28 protein-coding genes are annotated in these 24,358 nt (G+C 62.0%); 19 read left to right on the top strand and 9 right to left on the bottom strand.

The window, feature by feature from the left end; translation table 11 throughout:
- Nucleotides 1-9: 9 nt before the first annotated feature.
- Both AMK05_RS07120 and AMK05_RS07115 read right to left on the bottom strand, forming a co-directional pair.
- Complete coding sequence (locus AMK05_RS07120) at nucleotides 10-1,227, bottom strand: NAD(P)/FAD-dependent oxidoreductase (RefSeq protein WP_064837859.1); 1,218 nt, start codon at nucleotides 1,225-1,227, stop codon at nucleotides 10-12.
- Between the two features lie 86 nt (nucleotides 1,228-1,313).
- Nucleotides 1,314-2,429 (bottom strand): Gfo/Idh/MocA family protein, encoded by a 1,116-nt coding sequence (locus AMK05_RS07115; RefSeq protein WP_064837857.1) that lies wholly within the window; start codon nucleotides 2,427-2,429, stop codon nucleotides 1,314-1,316.
- Between the two features lie 206 nt (nucleotides 2,430-2,635).
- Here AMK05_RS07115 and AMK05_RS07110 point away from each other — a divergent pair, with 206 nt between their 5' ends.
- From AMK05_RS07110 to AMK05_RS35130, 8 genes are all read left to right on the top strand, one after another.
- Complete coding sequence (locus tag AMK05_RS07110; RefSeq protein ID WP_064837855.1) at nucleotides 2,636-3,511, top strand: MurR/RpiR family transcriptional regulator; 876 nt, start codon at nucleotides 2,636-2,638, stop codon at nucleotides 3,509-3,511.
- Between the two features lie 93 nt (nucleotides 3,512-3,604).
- Nucleotides 3,605-5,539, top strand: coding sequence for a bifunctional 5-dehydro-2-deoxygluconokinase/5-dehydro-2-deoxyphosphogluconate aldolase (locus AMK05_RS07105; protein ID WP_064837852.1), 1,935 nt, complete (start codon nucleotides 3,605-3,607; stop codon nucleotides 5,537-5,539).
- 206 nt (nucleotides 5,540-5,745) lie between these two features.
- Nucleotides 5,746-7,596: a 3D-(3,5/4)-trihydroxycyclohexane-1,2-dione acylhydrolase (decyclizing) gene (iolD, locus tag AMK05_RS07100; RefSeq protein WP_064837850.1), complete on the top strand. Its 1,851-nt coding sequence runs from the start codon at nucleotides 5,746-5,748 to the stop codon at nucleotides 7,594-7,596.
- Nucleotides 7,597-7,662: 66 nt separating this feature from the next.
- The gene (gene iolE, locus AMK05_RS07095; RefSeq protein WP_064837848.1) at nucleotides 7,663-8,580 is read left to right on the top strand and encodes a myo-inosose-2 dehydratase; all 918 of its coding nucleotides are present in this window, start codon (nucleotides 7,663-7,665) and stop codon (nucleotides 8,578-8,580) included.
- Between the two features lie 191 nt (nucleotides 8,581-8,771).
- Nucleotides 8,772-9,569, top strand: a complete 798-nt coding sequence (gene iolB, locus AMK05_RS07090) for a 5-deoxy-glucuronate isomerase (protein WP_064837846.1) — start codon at nucleotides 8,772-8,774, stop codon at nucleotides 9,567-9,569.
- 88 nt (nucleotides 9,570-9,657) lie between these two features.
- Nucleotides 9,658-9,882 (top strand): DUF1127 domain-containing protein, encoded by a 225-nt coding sequence (locus AMK05_RS07085; protein WP_064837844.1) that lies wholly within the window; start codon nucleotides 9,658-9,660, stop codon nucleotides 9,880-9,882.
- Between the two features lie 68 nt (nucleotides 9,883-9,950).
- Complete coding sequence (locus tag AMK05_RS07080) at nucleotides 9,951-10,787, top strand: helix-turn-helix transcriptional regulator (protein ID WP_064837841.1); 837 nt, start codon at nucleotides 9,951-9,953, stop codon at nucleotides 10,785-10,787.
- A gap of 101 nt (nucleotides 10,788-10,888) precedes the next feature.
- Complete coding sequence (locus AMK05_RS35130) at nucleotides 10,889-11,050, top strand: hypothetical protein (RefSeq protein ID WP_171899757.1); 162 nt, start codon at nucleotides 10,889-10,891, stop codon at nucleotides 11,048-11,050.
- Between the two features lie 82 nt (nucleotides 11,051-11,132).
- On the opposite strand, the gene AMK05_RS07075 is transcribed toward AMK05_RS35130, so the two are convergent.
- Entirely contained in the window at nucleotides 11,133-12,497 is a 1,365-nt protein-coding gene (locus tag AMK05_RS07075; RefSeq protein ID WP_064837839.1) for an MATE family efflux transporter, read from the bottom strand.
- Nucleotides 12,498-12,579: 82 nt separating this feature from the next.
- Entirely contained in the window at nucleotides 12,580-13,020 is a 441-nt protein-coding gene (locus AMK05_RS07070) for a glyoxalase superfamily protein (RefSeq protein WP_064837836.1), read from the bottom strand.
- Nucleotides 13,021-13,363: 343 nt separating this feature from the next.
- Here AMK05_RS07070 and AMK05_RS07065 point away from each other — a divergent pair, with 343 nt between their 5' ends.
- Nucleotides 13,364-13,696, top strand: coding sequence for a hypothetical protein (locus tag AMK05_RS07065; RefSeq protein WP_064837834.1), 333 nt, complete (start codon nucleotides 13,364-13,366; stop codon nucleotides 13,694-13,696).
- On the opposite strand, the gene AMK05_RS35495 is transcribed toward AMK05_RS07065, so the two are convergent.
- Nucleotides 13,647-13,898 carry a hypothetical protein gene (locus tag AMK05_RS35495; protein ID WP_082935711.1) on the bottom strand — a complete coding sequence of 84 codons (252 nt, stop codon included), beginning with the start codon at nucleotides 13,896-13,898 and terminating at the stop codon, nucleotides 13,647-13,649. The genes AMK05_RS07065 and AMK05_RS35495 overlap by 50 nt on opposite strands.
- Nucleotides 13,899-13,988: 90 nt before the next feature.
- Between AMK05_RS35495 and AMK05_RS07060 the strand changes: the two genes are divergently transcribed.
- Nucleotides 13,989-14,855: a LysR family transcriptional regulator gene (locus AMK05_RS07060; RefSeq protein ID WP_064837832.1), complete on the top strand. Its 867-nt coding sequence runs from the start codon at nucleotides 13,989-13,991 to the stop codon at nucleotides 14,853-14,855.
- Between the two features lie 120 nt (nucleotides 14,856-14,975).
- Here AMK05_RS07060 and AMK05_RS07055 read toward each other — a convergent pair whose 3' ends face one another.
- Nucleotides 14,976-15,422 (bottom strand): baeRF12 domain-containing protein, encoded by a 447-nt coding sequence (locus AMK05_RS07055; protein ID WP_064837830.1) that lies wholly within the window; start codon nucleotides 15,420-15,422, stop codon nucleotides 14,976-14,978.
- Nucleotides 15,423-15,726: 304 nt separating this feature from the next.
- Between AMK05_RS07055 and AMK05_RS07050 the strand changes: the two genes are divergently transcribed.
- Nucleotides 15,727-16,128, top strand: coding sequence for a hypothetical protein (locus tag AMK05_RS07050; RefSeq protein WP_064837827.1), 402 nt, complete (start codon nucleotides 15,727-15,729; stop codon nucleotides 16,126-16,128).
- Nucleotides 16,129-16,231: 103 nt separating this feature from the next.
- Complete coding sequence (locus AMK05_RS07045) at nucleotides 16,232-17,344, top strand: pyridoxal phosphate-dependent aminotransferase (protein ID WP_064837825.1); 1,113 nt, start codon at nucleotides 16,232-16,234, stop codon at nucleotides 17,342-17,344.
- 170 nt (nucleotides 17,345-17,514) lie between these two features.
- Here AMK05_RS07045 and AMK05_RS07040 read toward each other — a convergent pair whose 3' ends face one another.
- Nucleotides 17,515-17,781, bottom strand: coding sequence for an SEL1-like repeat protein (locus tag AMK05_RS07040; RefSeq protein ID WP_003569238.1), 267 nt, complete (start codon nucleotides 17,779-17,781; stop codon nucleotides 17,515-17,517).
- 513 nt (nucleotides 17,782-18,294) lie between these two features.
- Between AMK05_RS07040 and AMK05_RS07035 the strand changes: the two genes are divergently transcribed.
- The 3 genes from AMK05_RS07035 (at nucleotide 18,295) to AMK05_RS07025 (ending at nucleotide 20,672) form a co-directional block, all read left to right on the top strand.
- Nucleotides 18,295-18,633, top strand: a complete 339-nt coding sequence (locus tag AMK05_RS07035) for a DUF2147 domain-containing protein (protein ID WP_003587628.1) — start codon at nucleotides 18,295-18,297, stop codon at nucleotides 18,631-18,633.
- Nucleotides 18,634-18,901: 268 nt separating this feature from the next.
- Nucleotides 18,902-19,081, top strand: coding sequence for a hypothetical protein (locus tag AMK05_RS07030; RefSeq protein WP_049733843.1), 180 nt, complete (start codon nucleotides 18,902-18,904; stop codon nucleotides 19,079-19,081).
- An 88-nt stretch (nucleotides 19,082-19,169) separates the two neighbouring features.
- Complete coding sequence (locus AMK05_RS07025) at nucleotides 19,170-20,672, top strand: AMP nucleosidase (protein WP_064837823.1); 1,503 nt, start codon at nucleotides 19,170-19,172, stop codon at nucleotides 20,670-20,672.
- A gap of 9 nt (nucleotides 20,673-20,681) precedes the next feature.
- On the opposite strand, the gene AMK05_RS07020 is transcribed toward AMK05_RS07025, so the two are convergent.
- A complete protein-coding gene (locus tag AMK05_RS07020; RefSeq protein WP_064837820.1) occupies nucleotides 20,682-20,897 on the bottom strand; it encodes a hypothetical protein in 216 nt (71 codons plus the stop codon).
- A gap of 156 nt (nucleotides 20,898-21,053) precedes the next feature.
- On the opposite strand from AMK05_RS07020, the gene AMK05_RS07015 reads away from it, so the two are divergent.
- From AMK05_RS07015 to AMK05_RS07000, 4 genes are read left to right on the top strand one after another with little or no spacing between them, the layout of a single operon-like run.
- Nucleotides 21,054-21,407: a YciI family protein gene (locus AMK05_RS07015; RefSeq protein ID WP_064837818.1), complete on the top strand. Its 354-nt coding sequence runs from the start codon at nucleotides 21,054-21,056 to the stop codon at nucleotides 21,405-21,407.
- A gap of 13 nt (nucleotides 21,408-21,420) precedes the next feature.
- Nucleotides 21,421-21,780: a YciI family protein gene (locus tag AMK05_RS07010; RefSeq protein WP_064837816.1), complete on the top strand. Its 360-nt coding sequence runs from the start codon at nucleotides 21,421-21,423 to the stop codon at nucleotides 21,778-21,780.
- A gap of 2 nt (nucleotides 21,781-21,782) precedes the next feature.
- The gene (locus AMK05_RS07005; RefSeq protein WP_064837814.1) at nucleotides 21,783-22,142 is read left to right on the top strand and encodes a YciI family protein; all 360 of its coding nucleotides are present in this window, start codon (nucleotides 21,783-21,785) and stop codon (nucleotides 22,140-22,142) included.
- 9 nt (nucleotides 22,143-22,151) lie between these two features.
- On the top strand, nucleotides 22,152-23,393 hold the full coding sequence (locus AMK05_RS07000) for an RNA polymerase sigma factor (RefSeq protein WP_064837812.1): 1,242 nt from the start codon (nucleotides 22,152-22,154) through the stop codon (nucleotides 23,391-23,393).
- Here AMK05_RS07000 and AMK05_RS06995 read toward each other — a convergent pair.
- Nucleotides 23,361-24,323 carry a lysylphosphatidylglycerol synthase domain-containing protein gene (locus AMK05_RS06995; RefSeq protein WP_064837810.1) on the bottom strand — a complete coding sequence of 321 codons (963 nt, stop codon included), beginning with the start codon at nucleotides 24,321-24,323 and terminating at the stop codon, nucleotides 23,361-23,363. The genes AMK05_RS07000 and AMK05_RS06995 overlap by 33 nt on opposite strands.
- Between the last annotated feature and the right edge of the window lie 35 nt (nucleotides 24,324-24,358).

The raw sequence follows: 24,358 nt of genomic DNA, 5'->3' as shown, positions 1-24,358 counted from the left end.
GTGTCCGGCTCAGCCGAGCAAGCCCTTGAGATCGGCTGAGGGGTCGGCGAGAATCGATCGGTCGGGGTTGATCCCGGATTCCAGCAGCTTTTTGCCGGTCACATAGGCCTTGGCGTCGTTGATGGCATCGACGGCAATCAGCAGGCCTTCCCGGAAGTACCAGATAGAATGGGCGCCTTCGCGGGCGCCGGGGCGCAGCAGCGTTTCGTCATAACCGAGATTGAAACCGGCGATCTGCAGCTTGACATCATACTGGTCGGACCAGAACCACGGCTTCGGATCATAGGCCGCGCTGCCACCGGCGATGACGGCTGCCGCCGCTTCGGCCTGGTCGACGGCGTTCTGCACCGATTCGAGCCGGATACGGCCACCCTGCCAGGGAAGAGCGGCGCAATCGCCGGCGGCAAAGATCGCCGGATCGGAGGTGCGGGCGAATTCGTCGACGACAATGCCGTTGGCGACTTCGAGGCCGGCCTCCTTGGCGAGTTGGTCATTCGGAACGACGCCGATACCGACGACGACAAAGTCGATGTCGATCACCGATCCGTCGGAAAGCGCGGCGCCGGTGACGCGGCCATCCTTGCCGACCAGGTGCTTGAGCCCGGTTTTCTCGCGGATCGCCACGTCGTGGGACTCATGGATCCCGCGCATGATGTCGGCGGTTTCCTTCGCCGCGACGCGCTGCAGGATGCGGTCGGCCATCTCGATGACGGTGACCTCAAGGCCGCGGTGGCGGGCAACGGCTGCCGCCTCGAGGCCGATATAACCGCCGCCGATGATAAGGACACGGCGACCAGGGCGCATTTCGTCCGCGAGCAGATCGGCATCGCGCTTGTCGCGGGCGACATAGACGCCTTCAAGATCGCCGCCGATCGCCGCCGGCAGCCGGCGCGGCGTCGAGCCGGTTGCGAGCGCCAGCGTGCCGTAGTCGAGAACGGAGCCGTCCTGCAGCAGAACCTGCTTGCTGTCCGGCTTGATTTGCTCGGCCCAGGTGGAAAGGCGAAGGTCGACGTCATTGTCGCCATACCAGTGCTGGTCGCGGAACAGCAGGCGGTCGAAGCTCATTTCGCCGAGCAGATATTTCTTCGAAAGCGGCGGGCGCTGATAGGGCGCCACGTCCTCGGCGCCGATAAGGGTGATCGGGCGCGTGTCCTTCAAGGCACGCAGCTTAGCGGCCAATGCGAAACCAGCCTGCCCCGCGCCGATGATCACCAGTCTATCCGTCACGATCTCACTCCTGAAACTAGGCCGACACTCATGCCAAGGCCTATCCCCTGCCCTATGCGCCGTCAACGGAAAGCGGCTTCTTACCTTCAGCCGATCTCGATCCAGCGACGCTCGTGGAAGGACTGTGCCATGGCATGCACCGACTTCTCTATCCTGAGACCGTCTTTAAATGTCACGATCGACGACGGCTCACCCGATATTGCCCGGATCAGCTCGCGGCATTCGATGATCTTCAGATCGTTGAAGCCGAGGCCGTGGCCGGGGGCCGGGATGAAGCGATCATAAGGCCGATGGGCTGGTGCCGCCAGTATCTTGCGGAAACCTTGTTCGGAGCCGCGACCCTCGGCCTGATAGAGTTCGAATTCGTTCATCCGCTCCTGGTCGTAGACGATCGAGCCCTTCGAGCCAAAAATCTGCAGGCCGATGCGGCCCTTGCGGCCCCAGGCGGCGCGATTGGCCATCAACACGGCGGAGATGCCGCCGCCAAGCCGCATCAGCACGTTGGCGGCATCGTGGTTTTCGACGGTACGGCGGCCACCATCGCTCAGCGGGCGGTCGGCATAGGGTTTGACCATATCCGTTATGACGGCCTCGACATGGCCGAAAAGATACCAAAGCAGCGACAGCGGGTGCACGGCGAAATCGTCGAGCGCGCCGTAACCAGCGGAAAGCTCGCTCTTCCAATAGAAGAAGACATCGGGATCGGCCATGAAATCCTCGTCCATCTCGACGCGGATATGGTTGACCGTGCCGATGGCGCCCTCGCCGACAAGCGTCTTGATGTGGCGCATGATCGGATTCTGGATATAATTATAGCCAAGGGCGGCAACCTTGCCGGAGCGTTCCGCCGTTTCCAGCATGCGCTCGGCATCGGCATAGGCCGGCGCCATCGGCTTTTCGCACCAGACATGCTTGCCGGCTTCAAGCGCGGCAATCGCCATTTCGGCGTGGAACTGGTTGGGTGTGGTGACGGAGACAACGTCGACCTCGGGATCGGCGATCAGCGCCCGCCAGTCGGCCGTCGCCTTCTCGAAGCCGAATTCGCCGGCCCGCGCCTCAGCCAGCCCGGCATTGGCTTCGGCCAGATGAACGAGACGCGGACGCTCGACGTCGCCGAATACCGTCTTCACGGCATTCCAGGCCAGCGCGTGGCACTTGCCCATATAGCCGGTGCCGATCAAACCGATGCCGAGTGGCTTCATTTCCGTCTCCTCCAAAACTGTGCGCGGATTTTTGGAATATTTGGATCATTTTGACAAGAGACCCATTCACAGGCATCGGCACCATTTTTTACGAGAGCTGTTTAAATCCCTTGAATTACAGGCGATTAAAAACAATTAGGCGCGCAGTTTGAAATCGTCTATGCTCCGCAATATGGAATATTTGTTTCATCCCGTGAGCCGCAAGCATGGATAACGACCCCCAGAGGCAGGCGCGTGTGCCGCGCGATTTCGAAAGTCTGCGCAGCACCATCATCGAGCGCAAAGCGAGCATGCCGAAGCGCCTGGCGCAGGTCGCCGCCTTTGCGCTCGGCAATCCCGACGAGATCGCCTTCGGCACGACGGCGAGCATCGCGGCCGCCTCCGAGGTCCAGCCTTCGACGCTGGTGCGCCTGGCGCACCATCTCGGTTACGAAGGCTTTTCCGACCTGCAGAGCATCTTCCGCGAAAGATTGCGCGACCGCACGCTGAGCTATGAAGAGCGGCTGGTCACGCTGGAGCAGGCGAGCGGCGACGACGAGGACGCCAATCTACTGTCTGGCTTCATCGCCGCGGCCAGCCAGTCGGTCAACCGACTGGCGGCGACGGTGCAGAGCGACACATTCACCAAAGCAGTGGATATCCTTGCCGCCGCCGAGACGATCTATCTGATCGCCAAACGGCGCTCCTATCCGCTGACGGCGCACATGACCTACGCTTTTTCCAAGCTCAATATCCGCCACCAGATCGTCGCCTCGCCGAATGGCGTCGATCCGGAGATGGTTCAGTTCGCGACACCGAAGGATGCGGCGATCGCCGCAAGCTTCTCGCCCTATGCGGCCGACAGCCTCAACCAGAGCCAGGAGCTTGCCGACCGCGGCGTCCCCGTCATCGCCATTACCGATTCGGCCTTCTCGCCACTTGCCGCCTGCGCCACACACTGGTTCGAAGTGGCCGAGGCCGATTTCGCCGGCTTTCGTTCGCTTTCGGCCTCGATGGCGCTCACCATGGCGCTGCCGGTGGCCATCGCCGAGCGGCGCCGCAAGCGCCAGCACGCAAAAGCTGGGAAAGCGAAAATGGAATAAACATTCCGAATTGACAAAATATCGGAACCGATGTTTCATTATTGACAAATTCGCAGGCACTGGAAGCCGCGCAAAATCTAGCGGGAGGACATCATGGTACAATCGAATCCGGGTTCACGGCCGGAGCCCGCGCTTGATGTAATCACCATCGGCCGCTCCTCGGTCGATCTTTACGGCCAGCAGATTGGTTCGCGGCTAGAGGATATCGCCTCCTTCGCCAAATCCGTCGGCGGCTGCCCGGCCAATATCGCCATCGGCACGGCGCGGCTCGGCCTCAAATCCGGCCTCATCACCCGCGTCGGCGACGAGCAGATGGGGCGCTTCATCCGCGAGCAGTCGGCGCGCGAGGGCGTGGCAACAGATGGCATCGTCACCGACAAGGAACGGCTGACGGCGCTGGTGCTGCTTGCGGTCGAGGCCGAAGGCGTATCGCCGATGATCTTCTATCGCTCCGACTGCGCCGACATGGCGCTCGACGAAGGCGATATCGACGAAAGCTTCATTAAGTCATCGCGCGCCGTCCTGGTGTCCGGCACGCATTTCTCCCGGCCGAATACCGAGGCCGCGCAGCGCAAGGCGATCCGCATCGCCAAGGCGAACGGCCGTAAGGTGATCTTCGACATCGACTACCGGCCGAATCTCTGGGGCCTTGCCGGCCATGCCGAAGGTTTCGAGCGTTATGTGAAATCCGACCGAGTCTCCTCGAAGATGAAGGAGACGCTGCCGGATTGCGACCTGATCGTCGGCACCGAAGAAGAAATCCTGATCGCTTCCGGCGCTGACGACGTGCTCGGTGCGCTGAAGGCGATTCGCCGCCTGTCGCCGGCAACGATCGTGCTGAAGCGCGGCGCCATGGGCTGCATCGTCTATGACGGGCCGATCGCCGACGATCTTGAAGCCGGCATCGTCGGCGAGGGTTTCCCGATCGAAGTCTTCAACGTGCTCGGCGCCGGCGATGCCTTCATGTCCGGCTTCCTGCGCGGCTTCCTGCGCGACGAGCCGCTGAAGACCTGCGCCACCTGGGCCAATGCCTGCGGCGCCTTTGCCGTTTCCCGCCTGCTCTGCTCGCCGGAATATCCGACCTGGGCGGAACTCGATTTCTTCCTCAAGACCGGCAGCCAGCATCGGGCGTTGCGCAAGGACGAGGCGATCAACCATATCCATTGGGCATCGACCCGGCGCGGCGACGTTCCGCTGCTGATGGCGTTGGCGATCGACCACCGTTCACAGCTCGTCAGCGTTGCCGACGAACTCGGCATCGGCCATGAGAAGATCGTCGCCTTCAAGCGGCTGGCGGTCTCGGCAGCGGCTCGGGTTTCGAATGGCCGCGACGGCTACGGCATGCTGATCGACGAACGTTTCGGCCGCGATGCCTTTTTCGATGCGGCGACGAAAAATTTCTCCTGGATCGGCCGGCCCGTGGAGCTGCCGGGCTCGAAGCCGCTGCGCTTCGAATTCAGCCAGGATATCGGCTCGCAGCTGGTGGAGTGGCCGCTCGGCCATTGCATAAAGTGCCTGTGCTTTTATCATCCCGACGATCCGGCCGAATTGAAGAGCGAGCAGCAGGAGAAGCTGCGCACGCTGTTCGAAGCCGCACGCAAAGTCGGTCGCGAGCTGCTGGTGGAGATCATCGCCGGCAAGAACGGGCCGCTGACCGACGATACGATCGCCACCGCGCTCGAAGAACTGTATGCACTCGGCATCAAGCCGGACTGGTGGAAGCTGGAGCCGCAAGCTTCCGGCGAAGCCTGGAAGAAGATCGATGCCGTCATCGCCAAAAATGATCCTTGGTGCCGCGGTATCGTGCTGCTCGGGCTCGAGGCGCCCGCCGAGGAGCTGATCTCCTGCTTCGAGGCGACGCTGGCGGCTCCTTCCGTGAAGGGCTTTGCCGTCGGCCGGACGATCTTTGCCGATGCGGCGCGCGCCTGGCTTTCGGGCGCCATGAACGACGAGGAAGCGATCGCCGACATGGCTGGCCGCTTCCGGCAGCTGACAGAGGCGTGGTTGAAGACGCGCGGGCTTCACTGAGAATTGAGAAGAAGACCCCTCCCCAACCCCTCCCCACAAGGGGGAGGGACTTAATCTGAGGCATCGCCTCACGCCGTGAGCAAGCGTCCTGCGGATGAAACCTCGTGGTGTGAATGGAAAGAGCAGCACGGGTTAGCCCCTGCCCCTTGTGGGGAGGGGTTGGGGAGGGGAAAACAGACAGAGAGTCAAAACTCCGGGAGGCCCCGATGGGCAAGACGATTCGGTTGACGATGGCGCAGGCCGTCGCGCATTTCCTCAAAAAGCAGAAGACGATGGTCGACGGCAGGAAAGTGCCGATCTTCGGCGGCGTCTGGGCGATCTTCGGTCACGGCAACGTCGCCGGCATCGGCGAGGCGCTCTATCAGGTGCGTGGCGAACTGACGACCTATCGCGCCCATAACGAACAGGGCATGGCGCATGCCGCGATCGCCTATGCCAAGGCGAACTTCCGCACGCGCTTCATGGCCTGCACCACCTCGATCGGCCCCGGTGCGCTGAACATGGTGACCGCCGCAGGCGTGGCGCATGTCAACCGCATTCCCGTTCTTTTCCTGCCGGGCGACGTCTTCGCCAACCGCGCGCCCGATCCGGTGCTGCAGCAGATCGAGGATTTCGGCGACGGCACGGTATCGGCCAATGACGCCTTCCGTCCGGTTTCGCGCTATTTCGACCGCATCACTCGGCCGGAACAGATCATTTCGGCGCTGAAGCGCGCCATGCAGGTGCTGACCGATCCCTTGGATTGCGGTCCGGTGACCTTGTCGCTCTGCCAGGACGTTCAGGCTGAGGCCTATGATTATCCGGAAAGCCTGTTTGAAGAAAAAGTCTGGGCGATCCGCCGGCCGCAGCCGGATGCCGATGAACTCGCCAATGCCATCGCACTGATCAAAGCTTCGCTGAAGCCGGTGATCGTTGCCGGCGGCGGCGTGCTTTATTCGCAGGCGACGAAGGAGCTTGCCGCCTTTGCCGAGGCCCACGCCATTCCCGTCGTCGTCACCCAGGCTGGCAAGTCGTCGATCAACGAGACCCATCCGCTGGCGCTCGGCTCGGTCGGCGTCACCGGCACGTCCGCGGCGAATGCGATCGCTGAGGAGACGGATCTCGTCATCGCCGTCGGCACACGCTGCCAGGATTTCACCACCGGCTCCTGGGCGCTGTTCAAGAATGACAGCCTGAAGATGATCGGCCTCAATATCGCCGTCTATGACGCGGTGAAGCACGACAGCCATCCTGTTGTGGCCGATGCCCGCGAAGGGCTGAAGGCGCTTTCAGCCGGGCTTTCCGGCTGGACGGCGCCGGCAGCACTCGCCGACAAGGCCGCGGCCGAGAAGAAAGTCTGGATGGAAGCCGCGGAAAAGGCCATGGCGACGACCAATGCCGCCCTGCCCTCCGACGCCCAGGTGATCGGTGCGGTGGCGCGCAGCATCGGTGGCGAGAACACGACGGTGCTTTGCGCCGCCGGCGGCCTTCCCGGCGAATTGCACAAGCTCTGGCCGGCGACGGCGCCGGGCAGCTATCACATGGAATACGGCTTTTCCTGCATGGGCTATGAGATCGCCGGCGGGCTCGGCGCCAAGATGGCGCATCCCGAACGCGAGGTCGTCGTCATGGTCGGCGACGGCTCGTACATGATGATGAATTCGGAGATCGCCACCTCGGTGATGCTCGGCCTCAAGCTCAACATCGTCGTGCTCGACAATCGCGGCTATGGCTGCATCAACCGGTTGCAGATGGGAACCGGCGGCGCCAACTTCAACAATCTGCTCAAGGACTCCTATCACGAGGTGATGCCGGAGATCGATTTCCGCGCGCATGCCGAAAGCATGGGCGCCATCGCTGTCAAAGTCTCGTCCATTGCTGAGCTGGAGCAGGCAATCGCCGATTCGAAGAAAAACGACCGCACCTCGGTCTTCCTCATCGACACCGACCCGCTTGTTACGACCGAGGCCGGCGGCCACTGGTGGGACGTCGCGGTGCCCGAAGTCAGCCCGCGCGAAGAAGTCAACCAGGCGCGCAAGGGCTATCTCGAAGCGCGCGCCGCCCAGCGCATCGGCTGATTCTATTGCTGTCATTTTTCGGAGGAGCGGAACTGCTTCTCCGCACTACTTTTAAGGAGAATGTTGATGAAGGCCAAACTCGGCATGTCGCCCATCGCCTGGTGGAACGACGACCTTCCCGAACTCAGCGACGACGTATCCCTGGAGGAATGCCTGCGGCAATCGCGCGGCGCCGGTTTCACCGGCATGGAGCAAGGCCGCCGCTTCCCCAGCAACCCGCAGGAGATGCTGCCCATCCTGCGCGCCGCCGACGTGACGCTGTGCGGCGGCTGGTTCTCCGGCACGTTGGTCAATGAGGAGCTTGCCGCCAACAAGGACCGCATCGCGCCGATGATCGACCTGTTCAAGGCGGTCAATGCGCCCTGCATCGTCTATGGCGAAGTCGGCCGCTCGATCCAGGGCGACCGCTCCAAGCCGCTCGCGACCAAGCCGCGCCTTGCCGACGACGAGATGAAGGCCTATGCGCGGCGCGTCACCGAGTTCGGGGAATGGTGCGCCGAACAGGGCATGCCGCTCTCCTATCACCACCATATGGCCGCCGTGGTCGAAACCGAGCCGGAACTCGACGCCTTCATGCGTAATTCGGGCGAAGGCATTCCGCTGCTGCTCGATGCCGGGCATTTGGCCTTTGCCGGCGGCGACGTCTTGCGTGCCATCGACAACCACCACGCCCGCATCAACCATGTCCACGTCAAGGACATCCGCAAATCTGTGGTCGACGGTCTCGACCGCAGCCGGCAGTCCTTCCTCGATGCGGTAGCACTCGGCGCCTTCACCGTGCCGGGCGACGGCTCGCTGGATTTCGGCGCCATCGTCCAGCGCTTCGCTGACCACGGCTATGAGGGCTGGTTCGTCGTCGAAGCCGAGCAGGATCCGCGCAAGGCGCCGCCGCAGAAGATGGCCGAGATCGGCCATGCCGAACTGATGCGCGTGATGACGGCGGCGGGTTATACGGTGGAAACCGAAGGTTTCCCGAAGGGATAACGGAAAAGAAAACCCCTCCCCAACCCCTCCCACATGGGGGGACTTAACTTGAGGCACCGCCCTGCTCCAGACAGCGCCACCTTGCAAAAGGAACGTCGCAACATGAGCGAGACAGCGGCGCAGATTAAGCTCCTCCCCCTTGTGGGGAGGGGTTTGGGGCGGGGATTTTGTAATGTAGAGGAGAACCACCAATGCCAAACCTCAAGGTCAAACCATCCGGCACGCATGGCCGCGTCACGCATGTCACGCCTGAAAGCGCCGGCTGGACCTATGTCGGCTTCGATCTGCATCGCTTGAAGCCGGGCGAGACGGTTTCGGGAGAGACCGGCGATCGGGAAGTCTGCCTCGTCTGGGTGACCGGCAAGGGCCAGGCATCGGCCGGCACCAGGGATTTCGGCACGCTCGGCGGCCGTATGAGCCCGTTCGAAGGCGCGCCACATGCGCTCTATATCCCGATGGAATCGACGTGGTCAGTAACGGCGGAGACCGATCTCGAGCTCGCCGTCTGCTCGGCGCCTGGCGGCGGCACCTATGAGGCGAAGGAAATCTCTCCCGGCACGCATCCGCAGGTCACGCGCGGCAAGGGTACGAACGTGCGCTACGTCAACAATATCATGCCTGAGGACGACAGCTCGGCGCATTCGCTGCTCGTCGTCGAGGTGATCACGCCCGGCGGCCATACCTCCTCCTATCCGCCGCACAAGCACGACCGGGACGACTTGCCGAACGAGAGTTTCCTGGAAGAGACCTATTACCATCGCCTCAACCCGCCGCAGGGTTTTGGTTTCCAGCGCGTCTATACCGACGATCGCTCGCTCGACGAAGCGATGGCGATCGAGGACGGCGACGTGACGCTGGTGCCGAAGGGCTACCATCCCTGCGCGGCAACGCACGGCTACGATCTCTATTATCTCAATGTCATGGCCGGGCCGAAACGGGTCTGGAAATTCCACAATGCCGTCGAGCACGAATGGCTGCTGAAAGCGTAAGCGCGCCTCCGAATCGCTAAATATTCTGACAGCGCCAAGCCGCCGCTGATGGTTCACTGCCTCCATCCAACAAGGATGGAGGATCACCATGCATAGCTCGAATATCACCATAACAAGCCGCAACAGCCGTCCTTCGCATCACGAGCCCGGCCTGTTGCCTGCGGCAATCACGGCCGTCCGCTGGCTGGCACGCAAGATCGGCGAACGGCGCAACCGCAATGCGCTGATGGAACTTTCCGACGATCAGCTGAAGGATATCGGCCTTTCCAGGGGACAGACGGAAAGTGACGTTCACGTCTATAGTCGCACCTGAACACAGGCATCAGTTGTGATACTGTGGCCGGGTCGCCTCGTCCGCGGCCTGTCCACCGGGAAATCGAGATGTCGCAGGTTTCAACGGCATTGCTTCTGAAAACGAAGACCATCGCCATTCGCGACATCATCTGCGATGGCGAGTGCCGCCACCGAAGCGATGAGGAATGCACTCACAAGACGAGCCTCGTCTATCCCTATCGCGGCGTCTTCATGCGGCATGTCGGCCGCAACGATACGGTGGCCGAAGCCAATCAGATGCTGTTCTTCAATGCCGGTCAGGGTTATCGGATCAGTCATCCAATCGAGGGTGGCGACGCCTGCATCGATCTGGCGATCGACGAATCTCTGCTCGAAGAGCTCGCGCCGAAGGACCAGGTGCAGCAAGGCCCGGCCCTTTCATTCCGCCGCCAGCGCCGGCGGATCGATCCGCGCGCGCAGGCGCTGGTCGCTCTTCTGCGTCACGGTCTCAGGCGCAACGTCGCCGAAACGCTGGAGGCGGAAACCTTGGCGCTGACGCTGGTGCGCCGTTCGCTCGGCGAGCGCACATCGCATGCGGCCGGCGCCAGCGCCGGCCGGCAGAAACTCGTCGACCGGGCAAAGCTGGTGCTTTCCTCCGATCTGGCACGGCGCTGGACACTGTCGGAAATCGCCTCCGAAGTGGGCGTCTCGCCTGTTTATCTCACCCAGGTCTTCCAGCAGGTCGAGGCGACGCCGCTTTACCGCTATCAGCTGCGGCTGAGGCTTGCCCGCGCGCTCGATCTGCTCGGCCAGTATGAGGATCTGACCGCGCTCGGCCTCGACCTCGGCTTTTCCAGCCATAGCCATTTCAGCGCCTCCTTCAAGCAGGCCTTCGGGCAGACGCCGGCGGAATTCCAGCGCGCGGCGCAACTACGGCGCAGGTAAGACCGACAGGAATCGCTAAAGATTTCGACAGCGGCGATGCGGCCTTCGATGATCTTATCAGTCTGTCCCGATCCGGGGACGATCAACCGGAGGATCATCTTATGAAGAAGACGACATGCGCTGCCTGCGACTGTGAACTCGGCGCGGAGACCATCACCGTCAAGCTCGGCGGCAAGACCGTCGAGGTCTGCTGCCGGGAATGCGCCGAGGCGCTGAACGAGGCGGAAGCCGCGACATCGGCCGCTTCGGCAGGCAAGGAATAGACGGTATCCGCATAGCAGCAGATGAACCGACCCCGAGGTTGGTGTCCAACTTTCGGGGTCGTTTCTTGGAGAGCACGGCCTTTCAGACCGGAAGAAGCCCGTAGCGCCAGCCGCGGCGTCTGGCGTTCTGCGACAGCACCAGCAAGGCAAGGGCGACCATGCCTGCCTCGGCGAAGACCGGCACCATCCAGATCCCCTGCTCACCGAACACGAAAGGCAGCAGGAAAGTGAGCGGCAGGGTGAGCAGATAGGGCCGCGACAGGCCGAAGATCGCCGCGCGCGGCGCGTCGCCAATCGACTGGAAATAGGACGACAGGATCAGCATCTGCCCGAAGAGGAAATAGGCGGCGATCGTCCAGGGCAGAATTCGCCTGACCTCGGCGACAATGGCGGGATCGGCGACGAAGACGGCGCCGAGGCGGCCTGCCAAAAGTTCGACCGCGATCTCGACCAGGCTGCAATAGACGAGCGCCGAAAGCATGGCGATCTGCAGGCTGCGGCCGACGCGAAGACCGAGGCCGGCGCCGTGATTGTTGCCGGCAATCGTCTGCAGGGCGATGCTGAGGCCAAGCAGCGGCAGATAGGCGAAGGTCATGATCCGGGTGATGATGCCGTAGGCGGCGACCGTCGCGACACGATCATGGGTGCTCCAGAGCGAGATGTTGACGAGAATGGCGGCGGATGCCAGCGATATGCCGATGAAGCCGAGGCTCATCGGCGCGCCGAAGGCGACGATGCCGCGCCATTCGGCAGGTGCGAATCCTCGATAAGGCCTGAGTGCAGCCGGCCGGCGGAAGCGATAGGTCAGCACGGCGGTCAGACAGACGAATTGCGAGGCGATGGAGCCGGCCGCCGACCCGGGCACGCCCCAATGCATCACCGCCATGAACAGCCAGTTGGCGAGGATGTTGAGCAGCGAGGCCGATAGCGTCACCAGCGTCATGAACCCGATCCTGCCTTCGCAGCGCAGACCGTCAAGATGCAGCGACAGGAAGAAGCTCACCGGCGCGAAGGCGATCATTGCGCCCATGAACTGCATGGCGCCCCGGGCCACGGCGGCCGTGCCGGCACCGGCGTCGATGATCTGACGGCCGAGGGACCAGAAGACGATGTTGAGGATCAGAGTGACGGCCAGCGCCAGTGTATGGGCACCTGTGAATACCCTGCCCGCGTCCTGGCGATCGCCGGCGCCGAGCCGGCGGGCGAGGATGCTCGCCATGCCGTTCGAGACCAGCGATTGCAGAGCGATCAGCAGCATCAGCCCCGGGAAGATGAGACTGACTGCCGAGAGCGCGTCGGGGCCGACATAGGCGCCGAGGAAAAAAGCGTCGACGACGGTGAACAGGCCATTGACGGTGGTGATCGCGACGATCGGCGCCGCCGTCTTGATGAAGACGGCCGGCAGCCAGCCGGTGAGGAAGGCATTGCCTTCGGAAAGATCGGTCATGGAGAAATCCGTGTGATAGCGGGCAACCCAATCCGCTTGAAATCATGCGGATCCGAGCAGCCTCAAAAGGGATCAAAGCAATCTAGAGATCGAGCACCAGATGCGGGACGCCGTTCGAGGTCTTCCTCGGCGAGACGCCGTCGGCATCGATCTGTGCATTCACACGCCGGCGAAAGGCTGAAAAGCTCTCGAAGGTCACGACATCCACCGGCTCGTCGAAATGGATGGTGATCCGGTGAAGATCGCCGCCCGGCAGGGCCGACAGCGCCAGAATCTCGCCGGTGAACGGCTGATTGAGATAGCGGCCGCGAACATGCGCGCCGACGAAGAGCCGCGTCTTTGCAGCCGCGCTAGGTTTTGCCGCGAGCGCCGCCAGCGTGTTCCAGTCGCGTGCGCCGTGCTGGCGGGCAATCATTTCGAGCGCCGCACTGTGGGTCATCGGGGTGCCGCGATCGTTCATTGCCTGGCGCAAGCGCCTGGCCTGGGCCTTCAATTCGTCAATGGCAGGATAGGTCGTCGTCATGGAGTGAGCCTTCGCAAGGCATGCTCTTCGACTGTGGATGGGAGCTCGCATTGCCGCCAGTCAGCATGCACAAGGGCCGTGACCATGATCGCGAGGACTTCACCATGGATTTTCATCCGCGAGCGGCCGGTGCCTCGAACCGGCCTTTGTATGCGCGAAGGCCGCCGACATGTCAAGAATGGCGCATGCGCCCTGGCGATTGAGCAAATATGGGGCAAGTCTGGATGAAATCGGTGCGATTTTCCCGCAAATATTCAATCTTAGCGATGTTCTTCAGCAACCGTCAGCATTCTTCAGCTAATATCCCGTGGTAGAACAAGCGGAGGCTAAAAGGGCCTTTCAGATGCACCTCGACACAGAACACCCCAAGCCGGAACGTGCTTACAGGGAATTCAATCTCGACAGGCCGGGCAACATCATCTTCGTCGGCCATCACCTCAGCACCGGAACGCAAGTGCGCTGCCTGATCCGCACGATCACGCTCGCCGGCGCACTGCTCGAAGTTAGCCCCAACCTGGAAATGCCGAGCCATTTCTTCCTCGAAATCCTCGGCATCCATGACGAGATCGGCGCGACCATGGTCAAGCGCGCAGGCGAATCGGTGACGGTCAGCTTCAACATGCTGCTCAATCCGGAATTCCTGCACCACGTGCTGCGGCTGAGCTTCGAAAGCTGAGGGTTTTTGCGATCCGCGAATCATCGCGGCGCGGCACTCTTGCCTCGACGTGCCACCCTGCCGCCAGACGCGTAAGGATCGGAACGATCCAGAGCAATCCGCGCCACTCCGGCCGATCGAGCGGGTCGGCAAAAGCATCGTTGCGGATCCGGCGATTGCGGCTTTCAAGTTCCCTGAACAGAACAACCCAGTTGAGAAGCATGGCTTCATCCTCCATCATTGGCTGGAGCACTTGAGCTAGGCCTTAACGCCTCCGCGATGTAGAGGCGCCGGGGAAAGGGGGTTTTCATCCATGAAAGATGCGAGTTGGGACGACCTGCAGCTTTTCTTCCATGTCGCGACCGGCGGCGGGCTTTCGGCAGCGGCGGCGCGCACCGGGCTCAGCGCGCCGACGATCGGCCGGCGCATGCTGGCGCTCGAACGGGTGACGGGCCGATCGCTGTTCAGCCGCGGCCCCACCGGTTATCTGCTCGCCAGGGATGGGCAGGAACTGCTCGACCGCGTGCGACTGATGCAGGATGCGGCGCGGGCGATCTCCGACTGGCGCGGCGAGGTGTTGACGCTGCCGATCGTCTCCACGGCCGCCGATAGCTGGACCTCACGCTTCATCGCAGATCATCTGGCCAGCGTCTGGACGCCGAAAGACAGCTTTCGCATGTGCTACAAGACCTGCGATGCCAGCGTCGATTTCACCTACCGCGAGGCGCATATCGCCGTTGGCCACAGCCGGCCGGACAGCGGCAACGTCGCAATCCGCCGCTCGGTCAAGGTGGCGCATGCGGCTTACCAGGCGGCGGACTATGACGAGGCCAACTGCAACTGGATCTCGCTCGGCACCGATACCGCCGTCACGCCGGCGGACAAATGGACGTTCGAACAGCCGGATTACTGGATCACCAGCTGGACGAACACGCCGCATATGCTTTTTCACCTTATCCGCGGGGGCGCCGGCCGCGGCGTCCTCCCCTGTTTCATCGGCGATCAGGATCGCAAACTCGTCCGCGCCGGGCCTCTCATCGACGAGTTGACCTACGAGATGTGGATCGTTGCGCATGACGACGAGCGGCAGCGGCCCGAGGTGAGGGTCGTCATCGACCGCCTGGCGGCGCTGTTTGCCGGTCATGAAGCGCTGTTTGCCGGGCAAAGGCCGTCGGGGTGACATGAAAACGCGGGCCGCAAGGCCCGCGTTTCACGCTATCCCATTGTTTTACAGAGGTGGAGATCGGCGAAAACAGCCCTCACCTGCCCGCCTGGGCCTCGCCATTTCGCCAACCATGGTTCAGGCGGCGAGATGCCGTTGGATTTCGTCGACCGGCATATTGGTATAGTCCTTTGCCACCTCAGCGGTGATCGCGGCCTGCGTGTCGGCGCGAAGTGCCGGCCGCAACGTGCCGAGGGCCTTTGGCGGTGCAACGATGACGATGCGACGGGCACTCTTTTCCTGCACCAGTTCGTCGAGCTTTTCCGCCACCTGTTTCAGAAACTCGGCTTCGGCCTGATCCTGCCAGCTGGTCTCCTCGACAGCGCTGCGGCTGAAGCCGTCTGCCGCATGGGTCCGGCCGGGTTTATCGGCACCAATCTCGCGGTCCGGCGTGCTCGGCTGCGTCAGGGTTTCCTGCACCTTCAGGTTCATCAGCTGGGCATCGCCGGCATTCTGCATGATCAGAGCCTTGGCTCCATCGCAGACCACGACCCATGATTCCCAAGGGATTTTAACGTCGGTCATTTTCAACTCCTCGCGTCGTCGTTCGAAGCGCGCCGTGCGTCATCGATCAAGGCAGAACGCCCGGCAATTGAAAGAGTTCGGGAAAAATTGCGCTGATCGACTATGCCGCCCGAGTCCCGATAAGGAACATCAAGGCGTCCCGCTTGGGAACAAAGTTCGAACTCGTTAGAATTGTACTTTTATGTTTGACGAATGCGCAAAACATTCATGTGACCTTGGTTGGGATCAAGCCACGCTTGCTCAAAATCAAGATCAGGTTGCTCGAGATCAACCCCCAATGCGTCCTGACTGACGGAGAATGTGAATGTCTATGCTCCGCGCCACACACCTTGCCACGGTCAAGTCCGCCGTCTATGACCTGCGCTGGGAAGAATTCAGCGTCAAGCGGCCAGCCCGTATCGTCGCCGTCCGGCCGTGCCTCACCGGCGTCTCGATGCGCAGCGCCGAGATCATCGATATTTCCCAGGGCGGCGCCACGTTCATCGTGTCGACCACCGCCGGCCTGCCGAAACATTATTATCTCAACATTCTGGGCCTCGCCTACCGGATCGGCTGTGCCGAGGTCTACCGGCACAAGGAACGTATCGGGGTGCGGTTCATCAACATCATGGACCCCGAGGTTTTGCGCCGCGTCGTCCGCACCGATTTCCTTGTCGGCAACATGGAAGCAATCGCCGCCCGGCGGGGACCGATCTTCCGTGCGTGAATAGCCCGACAGCCATCTGGTTGCAGAAATATCTTGCTTGCGTCGGCGGTGCCCGGGCCTATTGTTGCGCCGATCGTCAATATATCCGGGAAACCGCCTTCGCATGTCCGCCTTTTCGCGCTTCACGCCTCTTGCCGGCGCCTTGCCCTCCACAGTTCCTTTCGTCGGTCCCGAGGCGATCGAGCGCCAACGCGGGTTATTCGTTTCGGCACGCATCGGCGCCAATGAGAATGGCTTCGGCCCCGCCCCTTCGGTGTTTGCAGCGATGCGCGAGGAGGCCGGCAATATCTGGAAATACAATGACCCGGAGAATTTCGCGCTCCGGCAAGCGCTTGCCGCCCATCTCGGCATTTCCCCCGCCAACATCGCCATCGGCAGCGGGATCGACGAATTGCTCGGCCAGATCGTTCGGCTGGTGATCGAGCCCGGCGCGCCGGTCGTGACCTCGCTCGGCGCCTATCCGACCTTTAATTTCCATGTCGCCGGCTTCGGCGGCCGGCTAGTGACCGTTCCCTACGCCAACGACCGCGAGGATCTCGACGGGCTGCTCGATACCGTGAAGCGCGAGAATGCGCCGCTCGTCTATTTCGCCAATCCCGACAATCCGATGGGAAGCTGGTGGGATGCCGACAGGATCGTCGCTTTCGCCCGGGCGCTGCCCGAGACGACGATGATGGTTCTCGACGAGGCCTATAGCGAGACCGGGCCGGCGGGGTCGCTGCCGTCGATCGCCTCGCTGATCGATCTGCCGAACATCGTTCGTACCCGCACCTTCTCCAAGGCCTACGGACTGGCCGGCTCCCGCACCGGCTACGTGATCTCGACGGCCGGCACGGCTGAAGCTTTCGACAAGATCCGCAATCATTTCGGCATGAACCGGCTGGCGACGGCGGCAGCGCTCGCCGCCCTCAAAGATCAGGCCTATCTCGCCGAAGTGGTGGGCAACATCCATTCAGCCCGGGAGCGCATCGCTGGTATCGCGCGGGCAAACGGCCTTGAGCCCCTGCCCTCCGCGACGAATTTCGTGGCGATCGATACCGGCCGCGACGGCACCCATGCGCGGGCGATCGTCGACGGGTTGATGGAACGCGGGGTCTTCATCCGCATGCCCGGCGTGGCGCCGCTCAATCGCTGCATTCGCGTCAGCGTCGGGCCGGAGGCGGATATGGCGCTTTTCGAAAACGCACTGCCGCAGGTGCTGAAGCAGATCGGCTGACCGAGCATGACGGCATGCTCTCACTCTTTCATATAAAACAGCAAGAACCGCGCCCGGTGGAGGTATCCGGCCGCGGTTCCCTTCTCCTGGCGTCGGGCCTGTCAAAGTGCCCGCCAGTCCCTCTTTCCGAGGTTGTTATTGCTGCTTGTGTCGATCGCTCGGAGACGGTCTCAGTGGACCGTCATCCACTCGCGGGCGGCGCGCAGCGCTGCCACGATCTGCATCTTGTCCATGGCGGCGGCCACATCCGCACGAAGCTCGGCGGCGCGGTCGTTGCCCTTGATTGCGGCGATGTTCAGCCATTTGTGGGCTGCGACCAGATCGACTTCGCAGCCGCGGCCGGTCGCATACATCAGCCCCATTTCACAGAAGACATCGGCGCTGTTGTCGCCACCCATGGTGGCCGTTTCAGCATTGTGCATTTCAAAGCGTGCCATCGGTTTTATCCCTGTTAGCCTGTTTATGACTTACCCTGTTTTACCTCCGGGCCTTGCCGTCTATCGCGGCTTGCGGCCCTTGCGGTCCGGCGGGTTTGCCCCGCTCGTTTGATGGCTTCACTATGCCGAACGGCTTTCAAAAAACGCCTAAAATGCATGATTAATTCTAGACAAACAAAGTGCAAATGCTTGGTAAATTTGGGTTTTTGTTAAACATCAGATGCCTTGCGGCTTAGGGACTTTCGCTCGAATTTTACGAAAGATTCAGTTCTGGAAATAAAGGGATCGTTCATCATGAAATCAGCAGCCGATATTTTCAAAGGCTGCCGCATGCGTTTTTTCTCAGCAGTTTTTCCGCCGCTAAAGCTTGTTGTTTTTATGCATGTCGTTATCCCGGAACCGCTGCACACTTCCGGGCGACATGAAACCGGCATGGAAAATGACCACGCATATTTACCTTTACGTTCGCGTCAGTTAATTTCGCGCCCGACCAAGGACATCATGGAGGAAAAGATGATCCGCAGCTTCGTTCTCGCCAGCGCCATCGCAATGATCGCGGGCATCGCCCATGCTGAGGAGCCGATCGTCGGCAGTTGGAAGACGGCGGCCGGCGATACGGCAGTGATCGTCTCCTGTGGCGGCAGTTATTGCGTGACGCTGAAGACCGGCAAATATGCGGGCCGGAAGATCGGCACGCTTGCGGGAACCGGCGGCAGCTATGCCGGCGAGATCACCGACCCGGCCGCCGACAAGACCTATAGCGGCTCGGGCAAGATTTCCGGCAATTCGCTGAGGATGCAGGGCTGCGTGATGAAAGTGCTCTGCAAGTCACAGACCTGGACGCGGCTCTGAGCCCGCAAGGCAGCCGGACAACGATCATTAAACGCGGGACATGCCGATGCACCGACATCCCCGCGGCCTTTGTGCCCCTTCGCCTGGACGACCGGACAAAGCCGAACGCGTTGAGCGCGGCCTGGCGACCCCCTGTAAATTCTCTCCCACTCCCTGCCCGAGCCTGCCTCACAAGCTGAACGCTGGATGAACCGGTATCTCAGCACTCATTCAGCCGCGCCATGGCAAAACTCTTGTCACGATAGAGTTGCGTATCGGGGGAACGGCGATGGACATGTACATTCTGGCAAAACGGTTCAGCATCATCACGCTGTTTGCGGCGATCTTCGCGATCACGTTTTCGGCGGTGGTGGTGCACAATGGCGGCGGTGGCGCACAGTCGCATTTCGGAGCGAGCTATACCTGCCTGGAGCGAAACGGCACCTTCTGCGCGCCATCGGTGCAGTGAGCGGCATCAGACATTAAAGTGGATAAAATAATCGGAATTCGCCGGCGCGCGTCGTTTGCTTGTCAAAAACAACTCTCTATAATGCGTCATGAACAAACGAATCTCCCCTTTGCCGCCGCTCGACATCTCCTCGCCGCCCCCTTTCCAGCCTCAGAGCTTTGATGATCCGGCCAAGGCCGTGGAAGCGCTGACGGCGCTTTACGAGCGCAATACGGCGTTCCTGATCAAGAGCTTTACCGAACTTGCGCAGGGCGCTCCGATCTCCTCGCGCTACCGGGCTTTCTATCCGCAGGTCAGTATCGAGACGACAAGTTTCGGCCATGTCGATTCACGGCTTTCCTACGGTCACGTGACGGCGCCGGGCATCTATACGACGACGGTCACCCGGCCGAAGCTTTTCAAGCATTACTTGAAGGAGCAGCTGGCGCTGTTGGTGAAGAGCCATAATGTGCCGGTCATCGTCTCGGAATCGACGACGCCGATCCCCTTGCACTTCGCCTTCGGCGAGGGTGCGCATGTAGAAGCGTCGACCAATGCCTTCATCGACATTCCGATGCGCGATATTTTCGACACGCCCGACCTCAACACCACCGATGACGAGATCGCCAACGGCGAATATATCCCGCCGCCGGGCGAGCCCTCGCCGCTTGCGCCATTCACCGCGCAGCGCATCGACTATTCGCTCGCCCGCCTGTCGCACTATACGGCGACACATGCCGAGCATTTCCAGAATTTCGTGCTGTTTACGAACTATCAATTCTATATCGACGAATTCTGCAACTGGGCGCGCAAGCTGATGGCGGAGGGCGGCGACGGCTATACCGCTTTCGTCGAGCCCGGCAATATCGTCACCATGCCCGGCTCGACCGTGCCGGAAACCGATGCGGCGCTCACCCGACTGCCGCAGATGCCGGCCTACCATCTGAAGAAGAAGGGCCATGCCGGGATCACCATGATCAATATCGGCGTCGGCCCCTCCAACGCCAAGACGATCACCGACCACGTCGCGGTGTTACGCCCGCATGCCTGGCTGATGCTCGGCCACTGCGCCGGTCTGCGCAACAGCCAGCGGCTCGGCGATTATGTGCTCGCCCATGCCTATATGCGCGAGGATCATGTGCTTGACGACGACCTGCCGGTCTGGGTGCCGATCCCGGCGCTCGCCGAAGTGCAGGTGGCGCTGGAGGCAGCCGTTGCCGAAATCACCGGCTACGAGGGTTTCGAGCTGAAGCGCATCATGCGCACCGGCACCGTCGGCACGATCGACAACCGCAACTGGGAACTGCGCGACCAGCGCGGACCGGTAAAGCGGCTCTCGCAGGCGCGCGCCATCGCGCTCGACATGGAATCGGCGACGATCGCCGCCAACGGCTTCCGCTTCCGCGTGCCCTACGGCACGCTGCTCTGCGTCTCCGACAAGCCGCTGCACGGCGAGTTGAAACTGCCGGGCATGGCGACGGCCTTCTACCGCACGCAGGTCAACCAGCATCTTCAGATCGGCATCCGCGCCGTGCAGAAGCTGGCCGCCATGCCGAAGGAAGCGCTGCATTCGCGCAAACTGCGCAGCTTCTTCGAAACGGCCTTCCAATAGGCCGTTTCCTCATCTGCTTGTCACGGCAGACGCCGAGCCATCCGCAAGCGTTTGCGGCGTGCCGGCGGCAAGATTCAGCCCTGCTATCAGCAGGGTGAAGGCGAGGAAAGCGAAGGCGGTGCGCTGAAGAATCTTCAGCCCATCGCTTTCGAGGAACGCCGGCGCGCGCTTCTCATGACGGCGTGCCCAAATCTGGCTTGCCAGCGCGATTTCAAGAATGCTCATTTCAGTTCTCCTCGACAGGTTTCAGTGAAGCCTTGTCGAGTGCTGCCTTGCCGTTTCGACAGCCGACCCGCCAAAAAGTTTTTTTGGGGCGCGATGTCGAAATGCGCGAAGCTCGATCGTCCAGGGTTATGGAAAGAGGCAAGGAGAGCGTTCGCGATGAAATATCTCTGTCAGGTGTGGTTCGACGGCGCGATGCTCAGCGCCATGACGAAAGAGCAAAAGACCGAACTCGGTGCGAATTCGCTGAATTACGACAAAGACCTCGCCGAAAGCGGGAATATGATCGTCGCCGAGGCGTTACAGCCGCCGACATCGGCGGTGACGGTCCGGGTGCGTAGCGGCGAGCTGTCGGTAACGGATGGTCCCTTCATCGAGACCAAGGAGGCGCTCGGCGGCTTCATCCTGGTCGAGGCCAAGGACCTCAACGATGCGATCCGCATCGCCGCCGGCATCCCGCTTGCCAAGCTCGGCGCAATCGAGGTGCGGCCCATCCACGAATTCACAGCTTGATGAGGAGGTACCGATGAAGTTTCTATGCCAAATCTGGTTCGACACGGAGAAAAGCAAGCTGGTCCCTCAGACCGAATGGGATGCGCTCACGCAGGAGTGCATTGTCAGCGACAATCGCTGGCGCGAGAGCGGCCATCTGCTGGTGGCGCTCGCCTTGCATGAACCATCCACCGCGATCACGGTCCGGCTGCGCAACGGCGAGGCCTCCGCGACGGATGGTCCGTTTGCCGAAATAAAAGAACATCTCGGTGGTTTCGTGCTGATCGAAGCCGCGAATATCGACGAGGCGAAGACCATCGTCTCCAGTTTTCCAATCCTCAGATATTGCTCGATCGAAGTGCGCCCGACTTATGCCATCCAGGATGGGAAATAGTCATGCGCTACATCTGCCTGATCTATAACAGCGCCGACACCGACGGCACGCTGACATCCGAAGAGACCGACGACCTTATCAAAGCGCATTTCGCCTTCGATGAGGAGCTGCGCCGCGACGCCATCTTGGTCCATGCCGATGCGCTTGAGATGCCCGACAAGGCGACGGTACTGCGGGTTCGAGACAATATCCTGTCGGCCACCGATGGTCCCTATGTCGAGACCAAGGAGCAACTGGCCGGCTTCTACGTCATCGAGGCGCCTGACATGGCGATGGCAAAGGAGATTGCCGGCCGGATCCCTTCGGCGCGTTTCGGCGCGGTGGAGCTCCGGCCGGTGCGGATGCTGACCCTGCCGGATTGAGGTGCCCCTTTGGAAAAAATGATCGAGGACATCTACCGGACACAGTCGCGCCGGGTGCTGGCGACGCTGATCCGCCTGCTCGGCGATTTCGACCGGGCCGAGGAAGCGCTCCACGACGCCTTTGCCGCGGCCGCGCGGACATGGCCGGCGGACGGCGTTCCCGGCAACCCTTTCGCCTGGCTGGTCTCGGCGGGCCGTTTCAAGGCGATCGACACGATCCGGCGGCGGGCGCGTTTCGATGCCTCGCAGCAGCACATCGAAGACAGCCTCTACACGCCCGATGCAACTGACATCAGCGAGATGGAACCGATCGAAGACGACATGCTGCGGCTGATCTTCACCTGCTGCCATCCCGCCATTGCAGCAGATGCGCAGATGGCGATGGCGCTTCGGGAAATCTGCGGGCTGACCACCGAAGAAATCGCCCATGCCTTCCTCGTGCCGGCACCGACGGTCGCCCAGCGGATCGTGCGTGCCAAAGGCCGGATCCGGGCGGAAAAAATCCCCTACGAGGTGCCCGACCGCGAGGCGCTGCCTCAGCGGCTCGACCGTGTGCTGCAGGTGATCTACCTCGTCTTCAATGAAGGTTATTCGGCCTCTTCGGGGGAGGACGTGGTCCGCGCCGACCTGAGCGCGGAGGCGATACGTCTGGCGCGGCTGCTCCTGGCGCTGCTGCCGCATCCCGACGTCTCAGGCCTGCTGGCACTGATGCTGCTGCAGGATTCCCGCCGCAGCGCCCGCAGCGGCAAGGAGGGAGCGCTGGTGCTGCTTGCCGATCAGAACCGCTCGCTCTGGGACAGCGCCAAGATTTCGGAGGGCCTGGCACTGCTTGCCGAGGCGATGCGGACAGGAGAGATCGGCACCTATACGGTGCAGGCGGCGATCGCCGCCGAACATGCGAAGGTGTCGACCGCCGAGGAAACCGACTGGAGGCGGATTACTTTCTATTACGACCTGCTTCTGGCGGCCCAGCCCTCGCCAATCGTCGAACTCAACCGCGCCGTGGCGGTCGCGATGGCGGAAGGGCCGGCGAAGGGGCTGGAACTGATCGATGCCATTCTCGGACGCGGGGAGCTCACGGCCTATCACCTTGCCCATTCGGCGCGCGCCGATTTGCTGCGCCGTCTCGGCCGGAAGCATGAGGCGATCGCCGCCTATGAAACGGCGCTGTCGCTCTGCCGGCAGGAGCCGGAGCAGGCATTCTTGAGAAAACGGATTTCAGAGCTTGCCGCGACGCCCGAGCGGCAGTGAGATCGCCGTGCCGGTCAGCGCCGAGACGATGATCAGCAGGTGGGCATTGACGCTCGCCTGCGCCAGCGCGGCCAGCGCCAGCCGCTCGCTCGAAGCCCCGAGAGCAATGGCGCCGGCGGTGATGCCGGCCGGATAGGTGCCGACGCCGCCCGGCGCATGGACCGGCAGCACGGAAGAGAGCTCGCCGCCGAGCGCACCGCCGAAGCTTGCCGCCATCGGCAGCACGCCCATCAGGCCGAGCGCCCAGGCTAGCACCATCACCTTCACCAGCCAGTTGACGATAGTCATCGCCCAGGCGCGGGCAAAGGCGATGGCATTAAGCGGCAACCCGTTTTCGATCTCGACGACGAATTTCTGCGCCTTTTCCGGCAGCAGCCTGGCGGCGAGGCGCAGCAGCAGCTTGCGGGCGGCGAAAGCTGCGACCGGCAGCAGCAGAAAGCCTGCCCAGAGCGACCAGGCAACAATCGGATCGGCGGCCGCGACCGCAAAACCGATGCCGGCGGCGGCAATGAGCGCGTGCAGGTCGAGCAGCCGCATGACCAGCAGTGCCGAGGTTCCGCGCGTCAGCGGGATGCCGAACTCCGTGCGCATCAGCAGCGGAAAGCTGGTCTCGCCGGTGCGGAAGGGCAGCATGATGTTCAACAGGTTGTGGATCTGCGTGACGCGAAAAAGGACCGCGAACCGGCCGGTCGTCTCCTTCGGAAAATAGTCATAGATGCGCCAGGTGCGCAGGAAATAGGTGCTCGTCAACAGCACCAGCGCGCCGATCACCGGCCCGGCGCCGACATCGGCCCACTGCCGGATAATGACGGGCCAACCCCAGAACCATTGGATGAAGAGGGCATAGGCTGCGACGATAACGACCGTCAGAACCGTCATGCGATTGCGCATAAACCAGGATTGCCGGCTTTCAACGATCGAACTCTTCATGTAGTAGGCATTCCTCGCTTGGCGTCGGCATTAGC

This window comes from Rhizobium sp. N324 (assembly GCF_001664485.1).
GTDB lineage: Bacteria > Pseudomonadota > Alphaproteobacteria > Rhizobiales > Rhizobiaceae > Rhizobium.
Note: the sequence above shows the minus strand (reverse complement) of the source record. Positions and strands in the feature narration are given on the sequence as shown.

Excerpts from the sequence above, each read along its gene's own strand:
- AMK05_RS07115 (WP_064837857.1), bottom strand. The coding sequence starts at position 2,429 with ATGAAGCCACTCGGCATCGGTTTGATCGGCACCGGCTATATGGGCAAG.
- AMK05_RS07110 (WP_064837855.1), top strand. The coding sequence starts at position 2,636 with ATGGATAACGACCCCCAGAGGCAGGCGCGTGTGCCGCGCGATTTCGAA.
- AMK05_RS07105 (WP_064837852.1), top strand. The coding sequence starts at position 3,605 with ATGGTACAATCGAATCCGGGTTCACGGCCGGAGCCCGCGCTTGATGTA.
- iolD (WP_064837850.1), top strand. The coding sequence starts at position 5,746 with ATGGGCAAGACGATTCGGTTGACGATGGCGCAGGCCGTCGCGCATTTC.
- iolE (WP_064837848.1), top strand. The coding sequence starts at position 7,663 with ATGAAGGCCAAACTCGGCATGTCGCCCATCGCCTGGTGGAACGACGAC.
- iolB (WP_064837846.1), top strand. The coding sequence starts at position 8,772 with ATGCCAAACCTCAAGGTCAAACCATCCGGCACGCATGGCCGCGTCACG.
- AMK05_RS07085 (WP_064837844.1), top strand. The coding sequence starts at position 9,658 with ATGCATAGCTCGAATATCACCATAACAAGCCGCAACAGCCGTCCTTCG.
- AMK05_RS07080 (WP_064837841.1), top strand. The coding sequence starts at position 9,951 with ATGTCGCAGGTTTCAACGGCATTGCTTCTGAAAACGAAGACCATCGCC.
- AMK05_RS35130 (WP_171899757.1), top strand. The coding sequence starts at position 10,889 with ATGAAGAAGACGACATGCGCTGCCTGCGACTGTGAACTCGGCGCGGAG.
- AMK05_RS07075 (WP_064837839.1), bottom strand. The coding sequence starts at position 12,497 with ATGACCGATCTTTCCGAAGGCAATGCCTTCCTCACCGGCTGGCTGCCG.
- AMK05_RS07070 (WP_064837836.1), bottom strand. The coding sequence starts at position 13,020 with ATGACGACGACCTATCCTGCCATTGACGAATTGAAGGCCCAGGCCAGG.
- AMK05_RS07065 (WP_064837834.1), top strand. The coding sequence starts at position 13,364 with ATGCACCTCGACACAGAACACCCCAAGCCGGAACGTGCTTACAGGGAA.
- AMK05_RS35495 (WP_082935711.1), bottom strand. The coding sequence starts at position 13,898 with ATGCTTCTCAACTGGGTTGTTCTGTTCAGGGAACTTGAAAGCCGCAAT.
- AMK05_RS07060 (WP_064837832.1), top strand. The coding sequence starts at position 13,989 with ATGAAAGATGCGAGTTGGGACGACCTGCAGCTTTTCTTCCATGTCGCG.
- AMK05_RS07055 (WP_064837830.1), bottom strand. The coding sequence starts at position 15,422 with ATGACCGACGTTAAAATCCCTTGGGAATCATGGGTCGTGGTCTGCGAT.
- AMK05_RS07050 (WP_064837827.1), top strand. The coding sequence starts at position 15,727 with ATGTCTATGCTCCGCGCCACACACCTTGCCACGGTCAAGTCCGCCGTC.
- AMK05_RS07045 (WP_064837825.1), top strand. The coding sequence starts at position 16,232 with ATGTCCGCCTTTTCGCGCTTCACGCCTCTTGCCGGCGCCTTGCCCTCC.
- AMK05_RS07040 (WP_003569238.1), bottom strand. The coding sequence starts at position 17,781 with ATGGCACGCTTTGAAATGCACAATGCTGAAACGGCCACCATGGGTGGC.
- AMK05_RS07035 (WP_003587628.1), top strand. The coding sequence starts at position 18,295 with ATGATCCGCAGCTTCGTTCTCGCCAGCGCCATCGCAATGATCGCGGGC.
- AMK05_RS07030 (WP_049733843.1), top strand. The coding sequence starts at position 18,902 with ATGGACATGTACATTCTGGCAAAACGGTTCAGCATCATCACGCTGTTT.
- AMK05_RS07025 (WP_064837823.1), top strand. The coding sequence starts at position 19,170 with ATGAACAAACGAATCTCCCCTTTGCCGCCGCTCGACATCTCCTCGCCG.
- AMK05_RS07020 (WP_064837820.1), bottom strand. The coding sequence starts at position 20,897 with ATGAGCATTCTTGAAATCGCGCTGGCAAGCCAGATTTGGGCACGCCGT.
- AMK05_RS07015 (WP_064837818.1), top strand. The coding sequence starts at position 21,054 with ATGAAATATCTCTGTCAGGTGTGGTTCGACGGCGCGATGCTCAGCGCC.
- AMK05_RS07010 (WP_064837816.1), top strand. The coding sequence starts at position 21,421 with ATGAAGTTTCTATGCCAAATCTGGTTCGACACGGAGAAAAGCAAGCTG.
- AMK05_RS07005 (WP_064837814.1), top strand. The coding sequence starts at position 21,783 with ATGCGCTACATCTGCCTGATCTATAACAGCGCCGACACCGACGGCACG.
- AMK05_RS06995 (WP_064837810.1), bottom strand. The coding sequence starts at position 24,323 with ATGAAGAGTTCGATCGTTGAAAGCCGGCAATCCTGGTTTATGCGCAAT.